The organism is Micromonospora cabrerizensis (assembly GCF_022230955.1).
Classification (GTDB): domain Bacteria; phylum Actinomycetota; class Actinomycetes; order Mycobacteriales; family Micromonosporaceae; genus Micromonospora; species Micromonospora cabrerizensis.
In genome coordinates, this window is record NZ_JAKKFI010000059.1 from 41,840 (window position 1) to 57,366 (window position 15,527).

Below are 15,527 nucleotides of genomic sequence, written 5' to 3' on the forward strand. Positions count from 1 at the left end.
GATCGGATCGCGTGAGACCGGGCCTGTAGGCTTCATCGCCGCAGAACCCACAATGGCTTCCCGGCCTTCTGGCCGGAAAGGCTGTCGACAGAGTCCTAAGCGCCGACCGGCGCGCCGGGCGTACGAACCAAGAAGTCCACAGGAGGACACCAGTGGCGAAGGCTAAGTTCGAGCGGACTAAGCCGCACGTCAACATCGGCACCATTGGTCACATCGACCACGGTAAGACGACGCTGACGGCGGCCATCACCAAGGTCCTGCACGACCAGTTCCCGGACCTGAACCCCTACACGCCGTTCGACGAGATCGACAAGGCGCCGGAGGAGAAGGCCCGCGGCATCACGATCTCGATCGCGCACGTCGAGTACCAGACCGAGGCGCGGCACTACGCGCACGTGGACTGCCCCGGCCACGCGGACTACATCAAGAACATGATCACCGGTGCCGCGCAGATGGACGGCGCGATCCTGGTGGTCGCGGCGACCGACGGCCCGATGCCGCAGACCCGCGAGCACGTGCTGCTGGCCCGTCAGGTTGGTGTGCCGTACATCGTCGTGGCGCTCAACAAGAGCGACATGGTCGATGACGAGGAGCTCCTGGAGCTCGTCGAGCTCGAGGTCCGTGAGCTGCTCTCGTCGCAGGAGTACCCGGGCGACGACCTGCCGGTGGTTCGGGTTTCGGCGCTGAAGGCCCTCGAGGGTGACCCCGAGTGGACCGGCAAGCTGCTGGACCTGATGACCGCGGTCGACACCTCGATCCCGCAGCCGGAGCGCGAGGTCGACATGCCGTTCCTGATGCCGGTCGAGGACGTCTTCACGATCACCGGTCGTGGCACCGTCGTCACCGGTCGCGTGGAGCGCGGCGTTCTCCTGCCGAACGAGGATGTTGAGCTCGTCGGTATCAAGGAGAAGAGCTTCAAGACCAAGGTCACCGCGATCGAGATGTTCCGGAAGACCCTGGACGACGCCCGCGCAGGCGAGAACGTCGGCCTGCTGCTGCGTGGTACCAAGCGCGACGAGGTCGAGCGCGGCATGGTCGTCGTGAAGCCGGGCTCGAACACCCCGCACACGGAGTTCGAGGCGACGGTCTACATCCTCTCCAAGGAGGAGGGCGGCCGCCACACCCCGTTCTTCCAGAACTACCGCCCGCAGTTCTACTTCCGGACCACGGACGTCACCGGTGTCGTCACCCTCCCCGAGGGCACCGAGATGGTCATGCCGGGCGACAACACCACCATGTCGGTGAAGCTGATCCAGCCCATCGCCATGGAGGAGAACCTCAAGTTCGCGATCCGCGAGGGTGGCCGCACCGTCGGCGCCGGGTTCGTCACCAAGATCATCAAGTGAACTAGGTAACCCCGATTAGACCCGCCGCCGGTCGTGCGGCATACTAGTCAGGTTGCGTAACGACAGTTCGTCGCCTGTGTTCGGCTTTCGCTGAACCTCCGGGTGGCGAGGCAGTCGAGCGTGGGGTGGTTGGCGGCCCAGTCGCCAACCACCCTCGCACGGCGTTCAGGTCGCGGTAATGCGATCGGCGCCTTGACCCACCGCGCGGTCAGCACCGCTCCGGAACCACGGGGCGGAGCCCGATCCGAGGGCGCGACACGCCCGACCGCGGGGGTCGGCGAAGTGGGCCTGTGCCAGCCGGTACAGGCGCCCGCAACACAGCGGCATCGAGAGAAGGAACAGAAGCCACCATGGCGGGACAGAAGATCCGCATCCGGCTCAAGGCCTATGACCACGAGGTCGTCGACTCCTCGGCTCGGAAGATCGTCGAGACGGTGACGCGCACCGGGGCGCAGGTCGCGGGCCCGGTGCCGCTGCCCACGGAGATCAACCGTTTCTGCGTTATCCGCTCGCCGCACAAGTACAAGGACTCGCGCGAGCACTTCGAGATGCGCACGCACAAGCGGCTGATCGACATCATCGACCCGACCCCGAAGACGGTCGACTCGCTCATGCGCCTCGACCTGCCGGCTGGCGTCGACATCGAGATCAAGCTGTAGGGACCGGACAAATGGACAGGCAAGTCAAGGGGATCCTGGGCGCCAAGCTCGGCATGACCCAGGTCTGGGACAACAACCGTGTTGTTCCCGTGACCGTGGTCGAGGCCGGCCCGTGCGTCATCAGCCAGGTTCGTAGCGCCGAGAAGGACGGTTACTCCGCGGTCCAGCTGGCGTACGGCATCATCGACCCGCGCAAGGTCAAGAAGCCGATCAGCGGCCACTACGCCAAGGCGGACGTGGCGCCGCGCCGGCACATCGTCGAGCTGCGCACCACGGACGCTGGGGAATACTCGCTCGGCCAGGAAGTCACGGTCGAGGAGTTCCCGGCTGGCGTCACCATCGACGTCACCGGCAAGACCAAGGGCAAGGGCTACGCCGGCCCGATGAAGCGGCACGGCTTCCACGGCCTGGGTGCTGGCCACGGTGTCGAGCGCAAGCACCGCTCGCCCGGTTCCATCGGCGCCTGCGCCACTCCGGGTCGTGTCTTCAAGGGCACCCGGATGGCCGGCCGCATGGGTGGCGTGCGCTACACCGTGCAGAACCTCACCGTCCAGGCGGTCGACACCGAGAACAACCTGCTGCTCGTCCGGGGTGCCATTCCTGGTCCCAAGGGCGCGCTTGTTCTGGTCCGTACCGCGGCCAAGAGCAAGGTGAAGAAGGGCGGTGCGGCCAAGTGACCACCGTTGACGTGCGCACCGTCGAAGGCACCACCAGCAGCTCCGTCGAGCTGCCGGCGGACATCTTCGACGTGCAGGCCAACGTCGCGCTGATGCACCAGGTCGTGGTGGCCCAGCTCGCGGCGGCCCGACAGGGCACGCACAAGGCCAAGACCCGCGGCGAGGTCGCCGGTGGCGGCAAGAAGCCGTACAAGCAGAAGGGCACCGGTCGCGCCCGGCAGGGCTCGATCCGCGCGCCGCAGTTCGCCGGCGGTGGCGTCGTGCACGGTCCCGTGCCGCGTGACTACAGCCAGCGGACCCCGAAGAAGATGAAGGCAGCCGCTCTGCGGGGTGCCCTCTCCGACCGGGCCCGCGCCGGGCAGGTGCACGTCGTCGAGGCGTTCGTCTCGGGCGAGAAGCCGTCGACCAAGGCGGCCCTGGCCACGCTGACCAAGCTCACCGAGGCCCGTCGGGTCCTGGTCGTGCTGAGCAGCACCGACGAACTGAACTGGGTGTCGCTGCGCAACGAGCCGCGCGTGCACCTGATCGAGTCCGGCCAGCTGAACACGTACGACGTGCTGGTGGCCGACGACGTGGTCTTCACCAAGGACGCCCTGGACGAGTTCCTGGGCGTGCCCGCCGAGACCACCGAGGAGGGTGGCAAGTGAGCACCATCGCCGACCCGCGCGACATCATCGTCGCGCCGGTCGTCTCGGAGAAGAGCTACAGCGAGCTGAACCGGAACTGGTACACCTTCCTGGTGCACCCGGACGCGAACAAGACCGAGATCAAGATCGCTATCCAGCAGATCTTCAACGTCCGCGTCCTGACGGTCAACACGCTCAACCGCCAGGGTAAGCGCAAGCGCACCAAGACCGGCTTCGGTCAGCGCAAGGCGACCAAGCGGGCGATCGTGAAGCTGGCTGACGGTGACCGCATCGAGGCCTTCGGCGGCCCGGTCAGCTGAGGGGTGTAGACAATGGCTATCCGTAAGTACAAGCCGACGACGCCGGGCCGACGAGGCTCCAGCGTCGCTGACTTCGCCGAGATCACCCGGTCCACGCCGGAGAAGTCGCTGCTGGCTCCGTTGCCGAAGAAGGGCGGGCGTAACGCCCACGGCCGGATCACCACGCGTCACCACGGCGGCGGTCACAAGCGCCAGTACCGTCTGATCGACTTCAAGCGGGTCGACAAGGACGGCGTGCCGGCGAAGGTCGCTCACATCGAGTACGACCCGAACCGCACGGCGCGCATCGCGCTGCTGCACTACGCCGACGGCGAGAAGCGGTACATCATCGCGCCGAAGGACATGAAGCAGGGCGACCGCGTCGAGTCCGGTCCGGGCGCCGACATCAAGCCCGGCAACAACCTGCCGCTGCGCAACATCCCGGTCGGTACCACGATCCACAACGTGGAGCTGCGTCCGGGTGGCGGGGCCAAGCTGGCCCGTTCCGCCGGCGTCGGCATCCAGCTGCTCGGCCGCGAGGGCGCGTACGCGACCCTGCGTATGCCGTCCGGCGAGATCCGGCGGGTGGACGTGCGCTGCCGCGCCAGCGTCGGCGAGATCGGCAACGCCGACCAGTCGAACATCAACTGGGGCAAGGCCGGCCGGATGCGGTGGAAGGGCAAGCGCCCGACCGTCCGTGGTGTCGCCATGAACCCGGTCGACCACCCGCACGGTGGTGGTGAGGGTAAGACCTCCGGTGGTCGCCACCCGGTCAACCCGCAGGGTAAGCCCGAGGGCCGCACCCGCCGTAAGGGCCAGCCGAGTGACCGGCTGATCGTCCGCCGCCGCTACGCCACGCGTAAGCGCGGCTGAGGGAGATAAGACATGCCTCGCAGCCTGAAGAAGGGCCCGTTCGTCGACGACCACCTGCTCAAGAAGGTGGAAGTCCAGAACGACAAGGGCTCCAAGAACGTGATCAAGACCTGGTCGCGGCGCTCGACGATCATCCCCGAGATGCTGGGGCACACGATCGCCGTGCACGACGGACGCAAGCACGTCCCGGTGTTCGTGACCGAGGCGATGGTCGGGCACAAGCTCGGCGAGTTCGCGCTGACCCGCACGTTCAAGGGTCACGAGAAGGACGACCGGAAGAGCCGTCGGCGCTGACGCCGCGGGCATACGGATAGAGGGAACAAGGGGTTACAGCGATGCCAGGAAAGGGCGACGCTCCGGTGCTTCCGGGCGCGCGGGCGGTTGCGCGGCACGTGCGCATCTCGCCGATGAAGGCGCGCCGGGTGGTCAACCTCGTCCGCGGCCTGCCCGCGAAGGAGGCGCTAACGGTGCTGCAGTTCGCGCCACAGGCTGCGAGCGAGCAGGTGTACAAGGTGCTCGCTAGCGCGATCGCCAACGCGGAGAACAACGAGCGGCTGGACCCCGACGCGCTGCTCGTCAGCGAGGCCTTCGTTGACGAGGGCCCGACGATGAAGCGGTTCCAGCCGCGGGCGCAGGGTCGGGCGTACCGAATCCGCAAGCGCACCTGCCACATCACTGTGGCGGTCGAAGCGGTCGCGCCGGCAGCGCCGAGGAAGGCCGCGGCGAAGAAGGCCGCCCCGGCCACGGAGGCCGCACCGGCCGAAGCGCAGAGCAAGACGGAGGACGCCGAGTAATGGGTCAGAAGGTTCACCCCACTGGGTTCCGGCTCGGCATCTCGACCGACTGGAAGTCCCGCTGGTTCGCGGACAAGCTCTACAAGGACTACATCGGCGAGGATGTCAAGATCCGCCGCATGATGTCCAAGGGCCTCGAGCGCGCCGGGATTTCCAAGGTCGACATCGAGCGCACCCGCGACCGTGTCCGCGTCGACATCCACACCGCCCGGCCGGGCATTGTCATCGGCCGTAAGGGTGCGGAGGCCGACCGGATCCGCGGCGAGCTGGAGAAGCTCACCGGCAAGCAGGTTCAGCTGAACATCATCGAGGTGAAGAACCCCGAGTCGGACGCCCAGCTGGTTGCGCAGGGCGTGGCCGAGCAGCTGTCCAGCCGGGTCAGCTTCCGTCGGGCGATGCGCAAGGCCATGCAGTCGGCGATGAAGAACCCGGTCTGCAAGGGCATTCGGGTTCAGGTCTCGGGTCGCCTCGGCGGCGCCGAGATGAGCCGGACCGAGTTCTACCGTGAGGGCCGGGTTCCGCTGCACACGCTGCGGGCCAACATCGAGTACGGCTTCTTCGAGGCCCGTACGACGTTCGGTCGGATCGGTGTCAAGGTCTGGATCTACAAGGGCGACGCCGTTCCGGGCCGGGAGGCTCCGGCCGAGGCCGGTCCGTCCCGCCCGCGTCGTGGTGAGCGTGGCGACCGTCCCGAGCGTCCGCGTCGTGGCCGGTCGGGTTCGTCCGGCACCACGGCTGGTGGCACCGAGGCCGGCCGGGCTGCTGCGACCACCATCGCGCAGCAGGCCGAGACGCCGAGTGGCGAGCCGGTCGACAGCGCAGCTGTCGCCGCAACGGCTTCCGCTCCGGCCGCGACTCAGCCGGCAGAAACGCAGCAGGAGGGCTGACAGATGCTGATGCCGCGCAAGCCTCCGAAGGGCTTCCGCAAGCCGCACCACCCGGACCGCAGTGGCGCGTCCAAGGGTGGTAACCGGGTGGTGTTCGGCGAGTTCGGGATTCAGGCTCTCGAGCCGGCGTACGTGACGAACCGGCAGATCGAGTCGGCACGTATCGCGATGACTCGCCACATCAAGCGTGGTGGCAAGGTCTGGATCACGATCTTCCCGGACCAGGCCCTCACCAAGAAGCCTGCCGAGACCCGGATGGGTTCCGGTAAGGGTTCGCCCGAGTGGTGGGTCGCCAACGTCAAGCCGGGGCGGGTTCTCTTCGAGATGTCCTTCCCCAACGAGCAGATCGCGCGAGAGGCCATGCGTCGCGCGATCCACAAGCTCCCGATGAAGTGCCGCATTGTTACGCGCGAAGTGGGTGAATCCTGATGGCAGCGGGCGTTAAGGCGACCGAGCTGCGTGAGCTCTCCGAAGAGGAGCTGGTCACGAAGCTGCGGGAGGCCAAGGCGGAGCTGTTCAACCTCCGCGTGCAGGCCGCAACCGGGCAGCTGGACAACAACCGGCGGTTGCAGGTCATCCGTCGGGAGATCGCCCGGATCTACACGATCATGCGTGAGCGCGAGCTGGGGCTCTCGGCCGCGCCGACTGAGGTGACTGCATCATGACCGAAGAGACCGCCACCGCCGCCGCGCGGTCGCGCCGCAAGGTCCGCGAGGGCCTGGTGATCAGCGACAAGATGGACAAGACCGTCGTGGTCGAGGTCGAGGACCGGGTTCGGCACGCGCTGTACGGCAAGATCATGCGCCGTACGGCCAAGCTGAAGGTGCACGACGAGCAGAACGCCGCTGGCACCGGCGACCGGGTTCTCATCATGGAGACCCGGCCGCTGAGCGCCACCAAGCGTTGGCGGATCGTGGAGATCCTGGAAAAGGCCAAGTAGCGAAGGCTCGAGCCCGGCGTTGCGTCGGGCGTAGGTTCCGCCAGGCTCCGGCCGGCCGCTGCGGCGGCCGGAGAACCGGCAGACATAGGAGATAGACGTGATTCAGCAGGAGTCGCGACTGCGCGTCGCCGACAACACGGGTGCTCGGGAGATCCTGTGCATCCGGGTTCTCGGCGGCTCGGGTCGGCGCTACGCGAGCATCGGCGACGTCATCGTGGCCACGGTCAAGGACGCGATCCCGGGTGCCGGTGTGAAGAAGGGCGACGTCGTCAAGGCGGTCGTCGTTCGCACGGCCAAGGAGAGGCGTCGTCCGGACGGCTCGTACATCCGCTTCGACGAGAACGCCGCCGTCATCATCAAGGACGGCGGGGACCCGCGTGGTACCCGCATCTTCGGCCCGGTGGGCCGGGAGCTGCGGGACAAGCGGTTCATGAAGATTATCTCCCTCGCGCCGGAGGTGTTGTGACCGTGAAGGTCAAGAAGGGCGACACGGTCGTCATCATCGCCGGCAAGGACAAGGGTGCCAAGGGCAAGGTCATTCAGGCCTACCCGCGGCAGGACAAGGTCCTGGTCGAGGGCGTGAACCGGGTCAAGAAGCACACCCGTATCAGCACCACCCAGCGTGGCGCCAAGACCGGCGGCATCGTCACTCAGGAGGCCCCGATCCACGTCTCGAACGTGCAGGTCCTGGACTCCGACGGCAAGCCGACCCGCGTCGGTTACCGGATCGACGACAACGGCCAGAAGGTCCGCATCGCGCGTAGCACCGGTAAGGACCTGTGATGACCACGGCTACCGAAAAGACCCTGCCGCGCCTCAAGGAGCGGTACCGCAACGAGATCGTGGCCCAGCTGCGCGAGCAGCACAGCTACGGCAACCCCATGCAGGTGCCGCGGCTGGTCAAGGTCGTCGTCAACATGGGTGTCGGCGAGGCTGCTCGCGACGCCAAGCTGATCGACGGCGCGGTCCGCGACCTCGCCACGATCACCGGCCAGAAGCCGCAGGTGCGGCGGGCGACCAAGTCCATCGCGCAGTTCAAGCTCCGCGAGGGCATGCCGATCGGCGCGAAGGTCACCCTTCGTGGCGACCGGATGTGGGAGTTCCTGGACCGGCTGCTCTCCATCGCGCTTCCGCGTATCCGCGACTTCCGCGGCCTGGACGGGCGCAAGCTGGACGGGCACGGCAACTACACGTTCGGTCTGACCGAGCAGTCGGTGTTCCACGAGATCGACCAGGACCGGATCGATCGCCAGCGGGGCATGGACATCACGGTGGTCACGACCGCCACGACCGACGACGAGGGCCGGGCGCTGCTCAAGCTCCTGGGCTTCCCGTTCAAGGAGAACTGAGATGGCCAAGAAGGCGCTGATCATCAAGGCGGCCGCGAAGCCGAAGTTCTCGGTTCGCGCGTACACCCGCTGCCAGCGGTGCGGGCGTCCGAAGGCGGTCTACCGCAAGTTCGGGCTCTGCCGGGTCTGCATCCGGGAGATGGCTCACCGTGGTGAGCTGCCGGGCGTGTCCAAGGCTTCCTGGTAAGGGCGACCGCGTCCCGGCCGTCGGCCGGGAACTCCTGCACCGATTAGGTATTGCTCTTCGCCGTAGGCCCGGGGCTGATGCCCGGGGAACCCCGGCGAGAAAGGCTGACGAAATCCATGACGATGACCGACCCGATCGCAGACATGCTCACGCGTCTGCGTAACGCCAACCAGGCGTACCACGATCAGGTGAAGATGCCCTACTCCAAGATCAAGGCGAACATCGCCGAGGTCCTGAAGGCCGAGGGTTACATCGCCACCTGGTCGGTCGAGGAGCCCGAGGAGGGCGCCGTCGGCAAGCGACTGGTCGTCGAGCTGAAGTACGGCCAGAACCGCGAGCGGAGCCTGGCCGGCATCAAGCGCGTGTCCAAGCCCGGTCTCCGGGTGTACGCCAAGTCGGACGGGCTCCCGCGGGTGCTCGGTGGGCTGGGCGTGGCGATCATTTCGACGTCCCAGGGGCTGCTGACCGACCGGCAGGCCCGCAAGCGGAGTGTTGGCGGGGAAGTCCTCGCCTTCGTCTGGTAACGGGAGACTGGTAGAAATGTCGCGAATTGGACGTAAGTCGATCCCGGTGCCAGCCGGCGTCGACATCACGATCGACGGGCAGACCGTCAAGGTCAAGGGCCCCAAGGGCCAGCTTGAGCACACCCTCGCCGAGCCGATCACGGTCGAGCGGGCCGAGGATGGGCAGCTGAGCGTCAACCGGCCGAACGACGAGCGCAAGGCCAAGGAACTCCACGGCCTGAGCCGTACGCTGGTTGCCAACATGATCGTCGGGGTCACCGAGGGCTACCGCAAGAGCCTGGAGATCGCCGGCACCGGTTACCGGGTCACCGCCAAGGGTTCGGACCTCGAGTTCGCGCTCGGGTTCTCGCACCCGGTGGTCGTCCCCGCCCCGGCGGGCATCACCTTCACGGTGGAGCGGCCGACCCTGTTCCACGTTGCTGGCATCGACAAGCAGCAGGTCGGTGAGGTCGCCGCCAACATCCGGAAGATCCGCCCGCCGGAGCCCTACAAGGGCAAGGGCGTGAAGTACCAGGGCGAGGTCATCCGCCGCAAGGCTGGAAAGGCAGGTAAGAAGTGAGCGCCACGCTGCTCAAGCGCCGCCGCGGCGTTGCCGCCAAGCGCGCCGTCGGGCGTGCGCGTCGGCACTTCCGCGTCCGCAAGAACGTCAGTGGTACGGCCGAGCGTCCGCGCCTGGTCGTCACCCGCTCGCTGCGGCACATGGTCGCCCAGGTCGTCGACGACACCAAGGGTCACACCCTGGCGTCGGCGTCGAGCCTGGACGCCTCGCTGCGTGGCACGGAGGGCGACAAGAGCGCCCTGGCTGGCAAGGTGGGCGCGCTGCTCGCCGAGCGGGCCAAGGCCGCCGGCGTCTCCAAGGTCGTCTTCGACCGCGGTGGCAACCGGTACGCGGGGCGAGTCGCCGCGCTTGCCGACGCCGCCCGCGAAGCCGGGCTCGAGTTCTAACAACCCCGTCACGAGAGATAAGGAAGGCTGCTGATGCCAGGTCAACAGCGCCGTGGCGGCGGGTCCGGTGGCAACGAGGGTGGTCGCCGCGACAACCGCCGTGAGGGCGGCCGCGGAAACGCGCCCGTCGAGAAGACCCCGCACCTTGAGCGGGTCGTCGCGATCAACCGCGTCGCCAAGGTCGTGAAGGGTGGTCGTCGCTTCAGCTTCACCGCCCTGGTGATCGTGGGCGACGGCGACGGCACGGTCGGCGTGGGCTACGGAAAGGCCAAGGAGGTGCCCGCGGCCATCGCCAAGGGTGTCGAGGAGGCCAAGAAGCACTTCTTCAAGGTTCCGAGGATCGGCCAGTCGATCCCGCACCCGGTCACGGGTGAGGACGCCGCTGGCGTCGTGCTGCTCAAGCCGGCCTCGGCCGGTACGGGTGTCATCGCCGGTGGTCCGGTGCGCGCCGTGCTGGAGTGCGCCGGGATCCACGACGTGCTCTCGAAGAGCCTCGGCTCCTCGAACCCGATCAACATCGTGCACGCCACCGTGGCGGCCCTGAAGGGGCTTGAGTCCCCCGAGCAGGTCGCGGCGCGTCGTGGCCTGCCGGTGGAGGACGTCGCGCCGGCCGCCATGCTGGCGTCTCGTGCGGGGGTGGCGCGCTGATGGCACGCCTGAAGGTCACCCAGCTCCGGTCCGGTATCGGGACCAAGCACAACCAGCGTGAGTCGCTGCGTTCGCTCGGTCTCAAGCGGATCAACGACGTGGTGGTCAAGGAGGACCGGCCCGAGATCCGCGGCATGATCTTCACTGTGAGCCACCTCGTGAAGGTCGAGGAGGTCGAGTAATGACGATCAAGGTTCACCACCTGCGCCCGGCGCCCGGTTCCAAGACCGCGAAGACCCGTGTGGGTCGCGGTGAGGGTTCCAAGGGCAAGACGGCTGGTCGCGGTACCAAGGGTTCCAAGGCCCGTAAGAACATCTCGGCGGCGTTCGAGGGTGGGCAGATGCCCATCCACATGCGCCTTCCGAAGATGAAGGGCTTCAAGAACAAGTTCAAGGTGGTCTTCCAGGTGGTCAACCTGGACCGACTCGCTGAGCTGTTCCCGAATGGTGGTCAGGTCGGCCCGCTGGAGCTCGTCGAGTCCGGCGCGGTCCGCAAGGGTCACCCGGTCAAGGTCCTCGGCACCGGGGATCTCGGCGGTGTGGCGCTCCAGGTGTCTGCGCACGCGTTCAGTGCGTCGGCCAAGGAGAAGATCGCTGCCGCCGGTGGCTCCGTCACCGAGCTGTAAGGCGTAAGACCCATGGCGCCCGTCCAGTTGTGAGCAACTGGCGGGCGCCATGGTCTACCTGGGGCCTGAGCGCCCGGTAATATCGGAATCGATTTATGTAGTCGGGCGCATCTGCCCGGACCGGGGTGGGGCTGTTAGAGTCCCATCCCAGCCATGGATTGCGGGCACTCGCCCGTGATCCACCCCGACCCGCCAGGGATCACCGGCGGCCCGCCTCGCGCAGGAGGAAGAAGTTGCTGTCCGCCTTTCTCAGTGCGTTCCGTACGCCTGACCTGCGCAAGAAGCTGCTGTTCACAGTAGGCATCATTGCGGTCTACCGGCTGGGCGCGACGCTCCCCAGCCCGGGCGTCTCGTACGGCAACGTGCAGAAGTGCCTCGACACCATCCAGGGGGACACCACCGGGGTGGTGAACCTGCTCAACCTCTTCTCCGGCGGAGCGCTGCTACAGCTCTCGGTCTTCGCGCTGGGCATCATGCCCTACATCACCGCGTCGATCATCCTGCAGCTGCTGACCGTCGTGATCCCGCGTCTGGAGCAGCTCCGCAAGGAGGGCCAGGCCGGTCAGGCGAAGATCACGCAGTACACGCGCTACCTGACCCTGGGCCTCGGCGTGCTCCAGGCTTCGGCCTTCGTGGCCCTGGCCCGCTCCGGTCAGCTGTTCCAGAACCGCTGCGACCAGTTCCCGATCATCCCCACCGGCACCGGCATCCCGGACTGGCTGACCCTGACCATCCTGGTGATGACGATGACCGCCGGTACCGGCATGGTCATGTGGCTCGGCGAGCTGATCACGGACCGCGGCGTCGGCAACGGCATGTCCGTCCTGATCTTCACCTCGATCGCGGCGCGGCTCCCCAGCGAGGGCTGGCAGATCAAGACCAGCAAGGGCTGGGACATGTTCGCCCTGGTCATCGCGCTGGTCCTGGTGGTCATCACCGCGGTCACCTTCATCGAGCAGGCGCAGCGCCGCATCCCGGTGCAGTACGCCAAGCGGATGATCGGCCGGCGGATGTACGGCGGCACCTCGACCTACATCCCGCTGAAGGTCAACCAGGCGGGTGTCATCCCGGTCATCTTCGGCTCGTCGCTGCTCTACCTGCCGCAGCTCGCCCTTCAGTTCTTCGACCAGAACGACCCGGGCAAGACCCAGGCGTGGATCCAGAACAACCTGGTCAACCCGAGCAGCCCGATCTACATCGCGGTCTACTTCCTGTTGATCATCTTCTTCACGTACTTCTACGTCTCGATCACGTTCAACCCGACCGAGGTCGCGGACAACATGAAGAAGTACGGCGGGTTCGTGCCGGGCATCCGCCCGGGCAAGCCGACCGCCGACTACCTGGACTTCATCCTCAGCCGGATCACCCTGCCGGGTGCGCTCTACCTGGGCGTGATCTCGATCCTGCCGAACTTCTTCTTCATCTGGCTGGACAACCAGCAGTACCAGAACTTCCCGTTCGGCGGCACCGCTGTGCTCATCATGGTCGGCGTCGGTCTGGAGACCGTGAAGCAGATCGAGAGCCAACTCATGCAGCGGAACTACGAAGGGTTCCTGCGGTAGATGAGACTCGTTCTGGTTGGCCCGCCGGGGGCGGGCAAGGGCACACAGGCCGAGTTCATCGCCGCGCACCTCTCGGTGCCGAAGATTTCGACCGGAGACATCTTCCGGTCGAACGTCACCCAGGGCACTCCGCTCGGGGTCGAGGCGAAGCGCTACATGGACGCGGGCGAGCTGGTTCCGGACGAGGTCACCATCAACATGGTCCGGGACCGGCTGGCCGAGCCCGACGCCAGCGAGGGTTTTCTTCTCGACGGTTTCCCGCGGACCACTCCGCAGGCGGCCGCTCTGGACAAGCTCCTCGCCGACCTGGGCACCGCGCTCGATCTGGTCCTGGAGCTGGTGGTCGACGACGACGAGGTGATCCGGCGGCTCTCCGGTCGGCGTACCTGCCGGGGCTGCGGCAAGATCTGGCACGTCGAGTTCGACGCCACCACCCGGCCCGGCATCTGTGACCGGTGCGGCGCCGAGCTGTTCCAGCGCGACGACGACAAGCCGGAGACGATCGCGACCCGGCTCCGCGAATACAGCGAGAAGACCGCGCCCCTGGTCGACTACTACGGCGCTCAGGGCAAGCTGGTCGGGATCGACGCCACCGGGCCGGTGGAGGACGTGACCACCCGGGCCATCGACGCCCTGCGGTCGTACGGCGGCTGAGGTCCGGCCGGGCCACGGCGGATAGAGTGCGAACAGCGGGGTACGCGTGACGTGCCCCGCTGTTCGGCAACGAAAGGTAATCGCTCCATGCGTCGTCCCCAGCTGGACATCCAGCTGAAGACCCCTGACCAGATCGAGAAGATGCGGGCCGCCGGGCTGGTGGTCGCCGAGGCGCTTCGCCGGATGAGGGATGCTGTCGCCCCCGGCGTGAGCACCGCCGACCTGGACGCCATCGCCGAGTCGACCATCCGCGAGGCGGGTGGCGTTCCGTCGTTCAAGGGCTACCACGGTTTTCCGGCGTCGATCTGCTCCTCGGTCAACGAGCAGATCGTGCACGCCATCCCGTCGCCGAAGCAGGTGCTCCAGGCCGGTGACCTGATCTCGATCGACTGCGGTGCGGTCCTGGACGGGTGGCACGGCGACTCGGCGATCACCGTCGGGGTCGGCGAGGTCGACCCGGCTCTGCTGAAGATGGCCACGGTCGCGGAGGACGCGATGTGGGCCGGCATCGCCGCCGCCGCCCGTGGTGCGGCCAGCGGCAAGGGCCGGCTCACCGACATCTCGCACGCGGTGGAGACCGCCGTCCGCAAGGGTGGCCGGTACGGCATCGTCGACGGCTACGGCGGGCACGGCATCGGCACCGAGATGCACCAGGACCCGCACGTGCTCAACCATGGCCGGCCGGGCAAGGGTCCGCGTCTGGTCCCCGGCATGGCGTTGGCCATCGAGCCGATGATCACGATGGCGTCCCCGCGTACGGTCGAGTTGTCCGACGGCTGGACGGTGGTCACCCGTGACGGCTCGGTGGCGGCGCACGTCGAGCATTCGATGGCGCTGCTGCCGGACGGGGTCTGGGTGCTCACGGCCTTCGACGGTGGCCGGGCCCGCCTGGGCGACCTGGTAACGGCCCGCCAACCCGCAGCCTCCAAAACCCCCTAAAGACCCCCCAGCCACACCCCGGCACAGCCCGTTGATCATGAGGTTATGGTCACGACACGCCGGTGACGGTGGCGATAACCTCATGATCGACTGAGCTTCGGGGTGGGGCGTGACTGGCGCGACGGTGGCATGCTTGCCGTCATGGACGGGCGCGACGGGATGCGAGCTTCGGACTCGGACCGTACGGCGGTGGCCGACCGGTTGCGGGTCGCCCTCAACGAGGGTCGACTGGATCTGCACGAGTACGACGAGCGGTTGCAGCGGGCCTACGCCGCGCGCACGTACGCCGAGTTGGACGGGCTGCTGACCGACCTGCCGCCGGTGACGCCCGTGGAGCATTCGGCGCTGTCGCCGGTCACGTCGGCGGCCCCGCCGAGCGTCGGCGACCAGGCTGCCCCGATGGCGGGTGTCACGGCCCGCTGGCTGGCCGAGGTGTGGTTGCCGTACCTGAAGGTGATCGCCGTCGTGGTGACCATCTGGGCGGTGACGTCGCTGCTCAGCAAGGACCTGCTCTACTTCTGGCCGGCCTGGGTGGCGGGGCCGTGGGGTGCGGTGCTGGCGGTCCAGACGATCACCGGGCTGGCCGGCGGGGAGCCGAAGCGTCAAGCGGTGAAGCGGCAGCGCAAGCAGGCAAAGCGGAAACTACGCGCCCCCAACCCAGAAAACCCCCCACCAGCACCCTGAGATCCCCCCCCCGGGGCCGACCACCCGCCCGTCGATCATGAGGTTATTGCCGCCGGCTCCGGCGTGTCGTGACACTAACTTCATGATCAACGGGGTTCAGTCGGGGTTCAGCCGGGGACCGGCTTGGGGTCGGTGGGTCGGTTTTGGGGTGGGGTGGGAACTGGGTGGGTGGCCGGTTTGGTGTCGGACTGCAGGCCGGCGTACACTTTCAGATCGGCGCACAGCGTCCACTCCTTCATGCCCACCCTGCGCTTCGGTGGGACCTGGAGCCGCGGCTGGCGCGGTCTTCTGATTCTGGTCAGATTTCCG

26 protein-coding genes are annotated in these 15,527 nt (G+C 67.3%); all 26 read left to right on the top strand.

Annotation, left to right across the window (positions count from 1 at the left end):
• Positions 1 to 152: 152 nt before the first annotated feature.
• The 26 genes from tuf (at position 153) to LADH09A_RS13615 (ending at position 15,218) form a co-directional block, all read left to right on the top strand.
• Complete coding sequence (tuf, locus tag LADH09A_RS13490; protein ID WP_110563098.1) at positions 153 to 1,346, top strand: elongation factor Tu; 1,194 nt, start codon at positions 153 to 155, stop codon at positions 1,344 to 1,346.
• A 350-nt stretch (positions 1,347 to 1,696) separates the two neighbouring features.
• Positions 1,697 to 2,005, top strand: a complete 309-nt coding sequence (gene rpsJ / locus LADH09A_RS13495) for a 30S ribosomal protein S10 (protein ID WP_007073037.1) — start codon at positions 1,697 to 1,699, stop codon at positions 2,003 to 2,005.
• An 11-nt stretch (positions 2,006 to 2,016) separates the two neighbouring features.
• The gene (rplC, locus tag LADH09A_RS13500; RefSeq protein WP_099848680.1) at positions 2,017 to 2,682 is read left to right on the top strand and encodes a 50S ribosomal protein L3; all 666 of its coding nucleotides are present in this window, start codon (positions 2,017 to 2,019) and stop codon (positions 2,680 to 2,682) included.
• Positions 2,679 to 3,329, top strand: a complete 651-nt coding sequence (gene rplD / locus LADH09A_RS13505) for a 50S ribosomal protein L4 (protein ID WP_007465305.1) — start codon at positions 2,679 to 2,681, stop codon at positions 3,327 to 3,329. The genes rplC and rplD overlap by 4 nt, the downstream gene beginning before the upstream one ends.
• Positions 3,326 to 3,628, top strand: a complete 303-nt coding sequence (gene rplW / locus LADH09A_RS13510; protein ID WP_007465304.1) for a 50S ribosomal protein L23 — start codon at positions 3,326 to 3,328, stop codon at positions 3,626 to 3,628. Before rplD ends, rplW begins: the two co-directional genes overlap by 4 nt.
• A gap of 12 nt (positions 3,629 to 3,640) precedes the next feature.
• On the top strand, positions 3,641 to 4,480 hold the full coding sequence (gene rplB / locus LADH09A_RS13515; RefSeq protein WP_088950237.1) for a 50S ribosomal protein L2: 840 nt from the start codon (positions 3,641 to 3,643) through the stop codon (positions 4,478 to 4,480).
• 12 nt (positions 4,481 to 4,492) lie between these two features.
• Entirely contained in the window at positions 4,493 to 4,774 is a 282-nt protein-coding gene (gene rpsS, locus LADH09A_RS13520; RefSeq protein ID WP_007465299.1) for a 30S ribosomal protein S19, read from the top strand.
• 41 nt (positions 4,775 to 4,815) lie between these two features.
• Positions 4,816 to 5,274, top strand: a complete 459-nt coding sequence (gene rplV / locus LADH09A_RS13525; protein WP_007465297.1) for a 50S ribosomal protein L22 — start codon at positions 4,816 to 4,818, stop codon at positions 5,272 to 5,274.
• Positions 5,274 to 6,161 carry a 30S ribosomal protein S3 gene (gene rpsC, locus LADH09A_RS13530; protein WP_238645353.1) on the top strand — a complete coding sequence of 296 codons (888 nt, stop codon included), beginning with the start codon at positions 5,274 to 5,276 and terminating at the stop codon, positions 6,159 to 6,161. Before rplV ends, rpsC begins: the two co-directional genes overlap by 1 nt.
• A 3-nt stretch (positions 6,162 to 6,164) precedes the next feature.
• On the top strand, positions 6,165 to 6,590 hold the full coding sequence (gene rplP, locus LADH09A_RS13535) for a 50S ribosomal protein L16 (RefSeq protein WP_007465292.1): 426 nt from the start codon (positions 6,165 to 6,167) through the stop codon (positions 6,588 to 6,590).
• A complete protein-coding gene (gene rpmC / locus LADH09A_RS13540) occupies positions 6,590 to 6,826 on the top strand; it encodes a 50S ribosomal protein L29 (RefSeq protein ID WP_007465283.1) in 237 nt (78 codons plus the stop codon). Before rplP ends, rpmC begins: the two co-directional genes overlap by 1 nt.
• Positions 6,823 to 7,101 carry a 30S ribosomal protein S17 gene (gene rpsQ, locus LADH09A_RS13545; protein ID WP_030489590.1) on the top strand — a complete coding sequence of 93 codons (279 nt, stop codon included), beginning with the start codon at positions 6,823 to 6,825 and terminating at the stop codon, positions 7,099 to 7,101. Before rpmC ends, rpsQ begins: the two co-directional genes overlap by 4 nt.
• A 97-nt stretch (positions 7,102 to 7,198) precedes the next feature.
• The gene (gene rplN, locus LADH09A_RS13550) at positions 7,199 to 7,567 is read left to right on the top strand and encodes a 50S ribosomal protein L14 (RefSeq protein WP_007465279.1); all 369 of its coding nucleotides are present in this window, start codon (positions 7,199 to 7,201) and stop codon (positions 7,565 to 7,567) included.
• Positions 7,564 to 7,884, top strand: a complete 321-nt coding sequence (rplX, locus tag LADH09A_RS13555; RefSeq protein ID WP_203120238.1) for a 50S ribosomal protein L24 — start codon at positions 7,564 to 7,566, stop codon at positions 7,882 to 7,884. Before rplN ends, rplX begins: the two co-directional genes overlap by 4 nt.
• Positions 7,884 to 8,450 carry a 50S ribosomal protein L5 gene (gene rplE / locus LADH09A_RS13560; RefSeq protein WP_088950235.1) on the top strand — a complete coding sequence of 189 codons (567 nt, stop codon included), beginning with the start codon at positions 7,884 to 7,886 and terminating at the stop codon, positions 8,448 to 8,450. Before rplX ends, rplE begins: the two co-directional genes overlap by 1 nt.
• 1 nt (position 8,451) lies before the next feature.
• The gene (locus tag LADH09A_RS13565; protein ID WP_007465272.1) at positions 8,452 to 8,637 is read left to right on the top strand and encodes a type Z 30S ribosomal protein S14; all 186 of its coding nucleotides are present in this window, start codon (positions 8,452 to 8,454) and stop codon (positions 8,635 to 8,637) included.
• A gap of 116 nt (positions 8,638 to 8,753) precedes the next feature.
• Positions 8,754 to 9,161, top strand: coding sequence for a 30S ribosomal protein S8 (rpsH, locus tag LADH09A_RS13570; protein WP_007465270.1), 408 nt, complete (start codon positions 8,754 to 8,756; stop codon positions 9,159 to 9,161).
• A gap of 16 nt (positions 9,162 to 9,177) precedes the next feature.
• Positions 9,178 to 9,720, top strand: a complete 543-nt coding sequence (gene rplF, locus LADH09A_RS13575) for a 50S ribosomal protein L6 (protein WP_088950233.1) — start codon at positions 9,178 to 9,180, stop codon at positions 9,718 to 9,720.
• Complete coding sequence (rplR, locus tag LADH09A_RS13580; RefSeq protein ID WP_088950232.1) at positions 9,717 to 10,106, top strand: 50S ribosomal protein L18; 390 nt, start codon at positions 9,717 to 9,719, stop codon at positions 10,104 to 10,106. Before rplF ends, rplR begins: the two co-directional genes overlap by 4 nt.
• 33 nt (positions 10,107 to 10,139) lie before the next feature.
• Complete coding sequence (gene rpsE, locus LADH09A_RS13585) at positions 10,140 to 10,754, top strand: 30S ribosomal protein S5 (protein WP_007465263.1); 615 nt, start codon at positions 10,140 to 10,142, stop codon at positions 10,752 to 10,754.
• Entirely contained in the window at positions 10,754 to 10,936 is a 183-nt protein-coding gene (gene rpmD / locus LADH09A_RS13590; RefSeq protein ID WP_007465262.1) for a 50S ribosomal protein L30, read from the top strand. The genes rpsE and rpmD overlap by 1 nt, the downstream gene beginning before the upstream one ends.
• On the top strand, positions 10,936 to 11,379 hold the full coding sequence (rplO, locus tag LADH09A_RS13595) for a 50S ribosomal protein L15 (protein WP_030329906.1): 444 nt from the start codon (positions 10,936 to 10,938) through the stop codon (positions 11,377 to 11,379). Before rpmD ends, rplO begins: the two co-directional genes overlap by 1 nt.
• Positions 11,380 to 11,612: 233 nt before the next feature.
• Positions 11,613 to 12,941, top strand: coding sequence for a preprotein translocase subunit SecY (secY, locus tag LADH09A_RS13600; RefSeq protein ID WP_238645355.1), 1,329 nt, complete (start codon positions 11,613 to 11,615; stop codon positions 12,939 to 12,941).
• Positions 12,942 to 13,595 carry an adenylate kinase gene (locus tag LADH09A_RS13605; protein ID WP_088950228.1) on the top strand — a complete coding sequence of 218 codons (654 nt, stop codon included), beginning with the start codon at positions 12,942 to 12,944 and terminating at the stop codon, positions 13,593 to 13,595.
• Between the two features lie 87 nt (positions 13,596 to 13,682).
• Entirely contained in the window at positions 13,683 to 14,534 is an 852-nt protein-coding gene (map, locus tag LADH09A_RS13610) for a type I methionyl aminopeptidase (RefSeq protein WP_238645358.1), read from the top strand.
• A gap of 141 nt (positions 14,535 to 14,675) precedes the next feature.
• On the top strand, positions 14,676 to 15,218 hold the full coding sequence (locus LADH09A_RS13615; protein WP_238645360.1) for a DUF1707 SHOCT-like domain-containing protein: 543 nt from the start codon (positions 14,676 to 14,678) through the stop codon (positions 15,216 to 15,218).
• Positions 15,219 to 15,527 lie beyond the last annotated feature (309 nt).

Coding starts and splice junctions, on each gene's coding strand:
- rpsJ (WP_007073037.1), top strand. CDS start 1,697: ATGGCGGGACAGAAGATCCGCATCCGGCTCAAGGCCTATGACCACGAG.
- rplC (WP_099848680.1), top strand. CDS start 2,017: ATGGACAGGCAAGTCAAGGGGATCCTGGGCGCCAAGCTCGGCATGACC.
- rplB (WP_088950237.1), top strand. CDS start 3,641: ATGGCTATCCGTAAGTACAAGCCGACGACGCCGGGCCGACGAGGCTCC.
- rpsS (WP_007465299.1), top strand. CDS start 4,493: ATGCCTCGCAGCCTGAAGAAGGGCCCGTTCGTCGACGACCACCTGCTC.
- rplV (WP_007465297.1), top strand. CDS start 4,816: ATGCCAGGAAAGGGCGACGCTCCGGTGCTTCCGGGCGCGCGGGCGGTT.
- rpsC (WP_238645353.1), top strand. CDS start 5,274: ATGGGTCAGAAGGTTCACCCCACTGGGTTCCGGCTCGGCATCTCGACC.
- rplP (WP_007465292.1), top strand. CDS start 6,165: ATGCTGATGCCGCGCAAGCCTCCGAAGGGCTTCCGCAAGCCGCACCAC.
- rpmC (WP_007465283.1), top strand. CDS start 6,590: ATGGCAGCGGGCGTTAAGGCGACCGAGCTGCGTGAGCTCTCCGAAGAG.
- rpsQ (WP_030489590.1), top strand. CDS start 6,823: ATGACCGAAGAGACCGCCACCGCCGCCGCGCGGTCGCGCCGCAAGGTC.
- rplE (WP_088950235.1), top strand. CDS start 7,884: ATGACCACGGCTACCGAAAAGACCCTGCCGCGCCTCAAGGAGCGGTAC.
- LADH09A_RS13565 (WP_007465272.1), top strand. CDS start 8,452: ATGGCCAAGAAGGCGCTGATCATCAAGGCGGCCGCGAAGCCGAAGTTC.
- rpsH (WP_007465270.1), top strand. CDS start 8,754: ATGACGATGACCGACCCGATCGCAGACATGCTCACGCGTCTGCGTAAC.
- rplF (WP_088950233.1), top strand. CDS start 9,178: ATGTCGCGAATTGGACGTAAGTCGATCCCGGTGCCAGCCGGCGTCGAC.
- rpsE (WP_007465263.1), top strand. CDS start 10,140: ATGCCAGGTCAACAGCGCCGTGGCGGCGGGTCCGGTGGCAACGAGGGT.
- rpmD (WP_007465262.1), top strand. CDS start 10,754: ATGGCACGCCTGAAGGTCACCCAGCTCCGGTCCGGTATCGGGACCAAG.
- rplO (WP_030329906.1), top strand. CDS start 10,936: ATGACGATCAAGGTTCACCACCTGCGCCCGGCGCCCGGTTCCAAGACC.
- LADH09A_RS13605 (WP_088950228.1), top strand. CDS start 12,942: ATGAGACTCGTTCTGGTTGGCCCGCCGGGGGCGGGCAAGGGCACACAG.
- map (WP_238645358.1), top strand. CDS start 13,683: ATGCGTCGTCCCCAGCTGGACATCCAGCTGAAGACCCCTGACCAGATC.
- LADH09A_RS13615 (WP_238645360.1), top strand. CDS start 14,676: ATGGACGGGCGCGACGGGATGCGAGCTTCGGACTCGGACCGTACGGCG.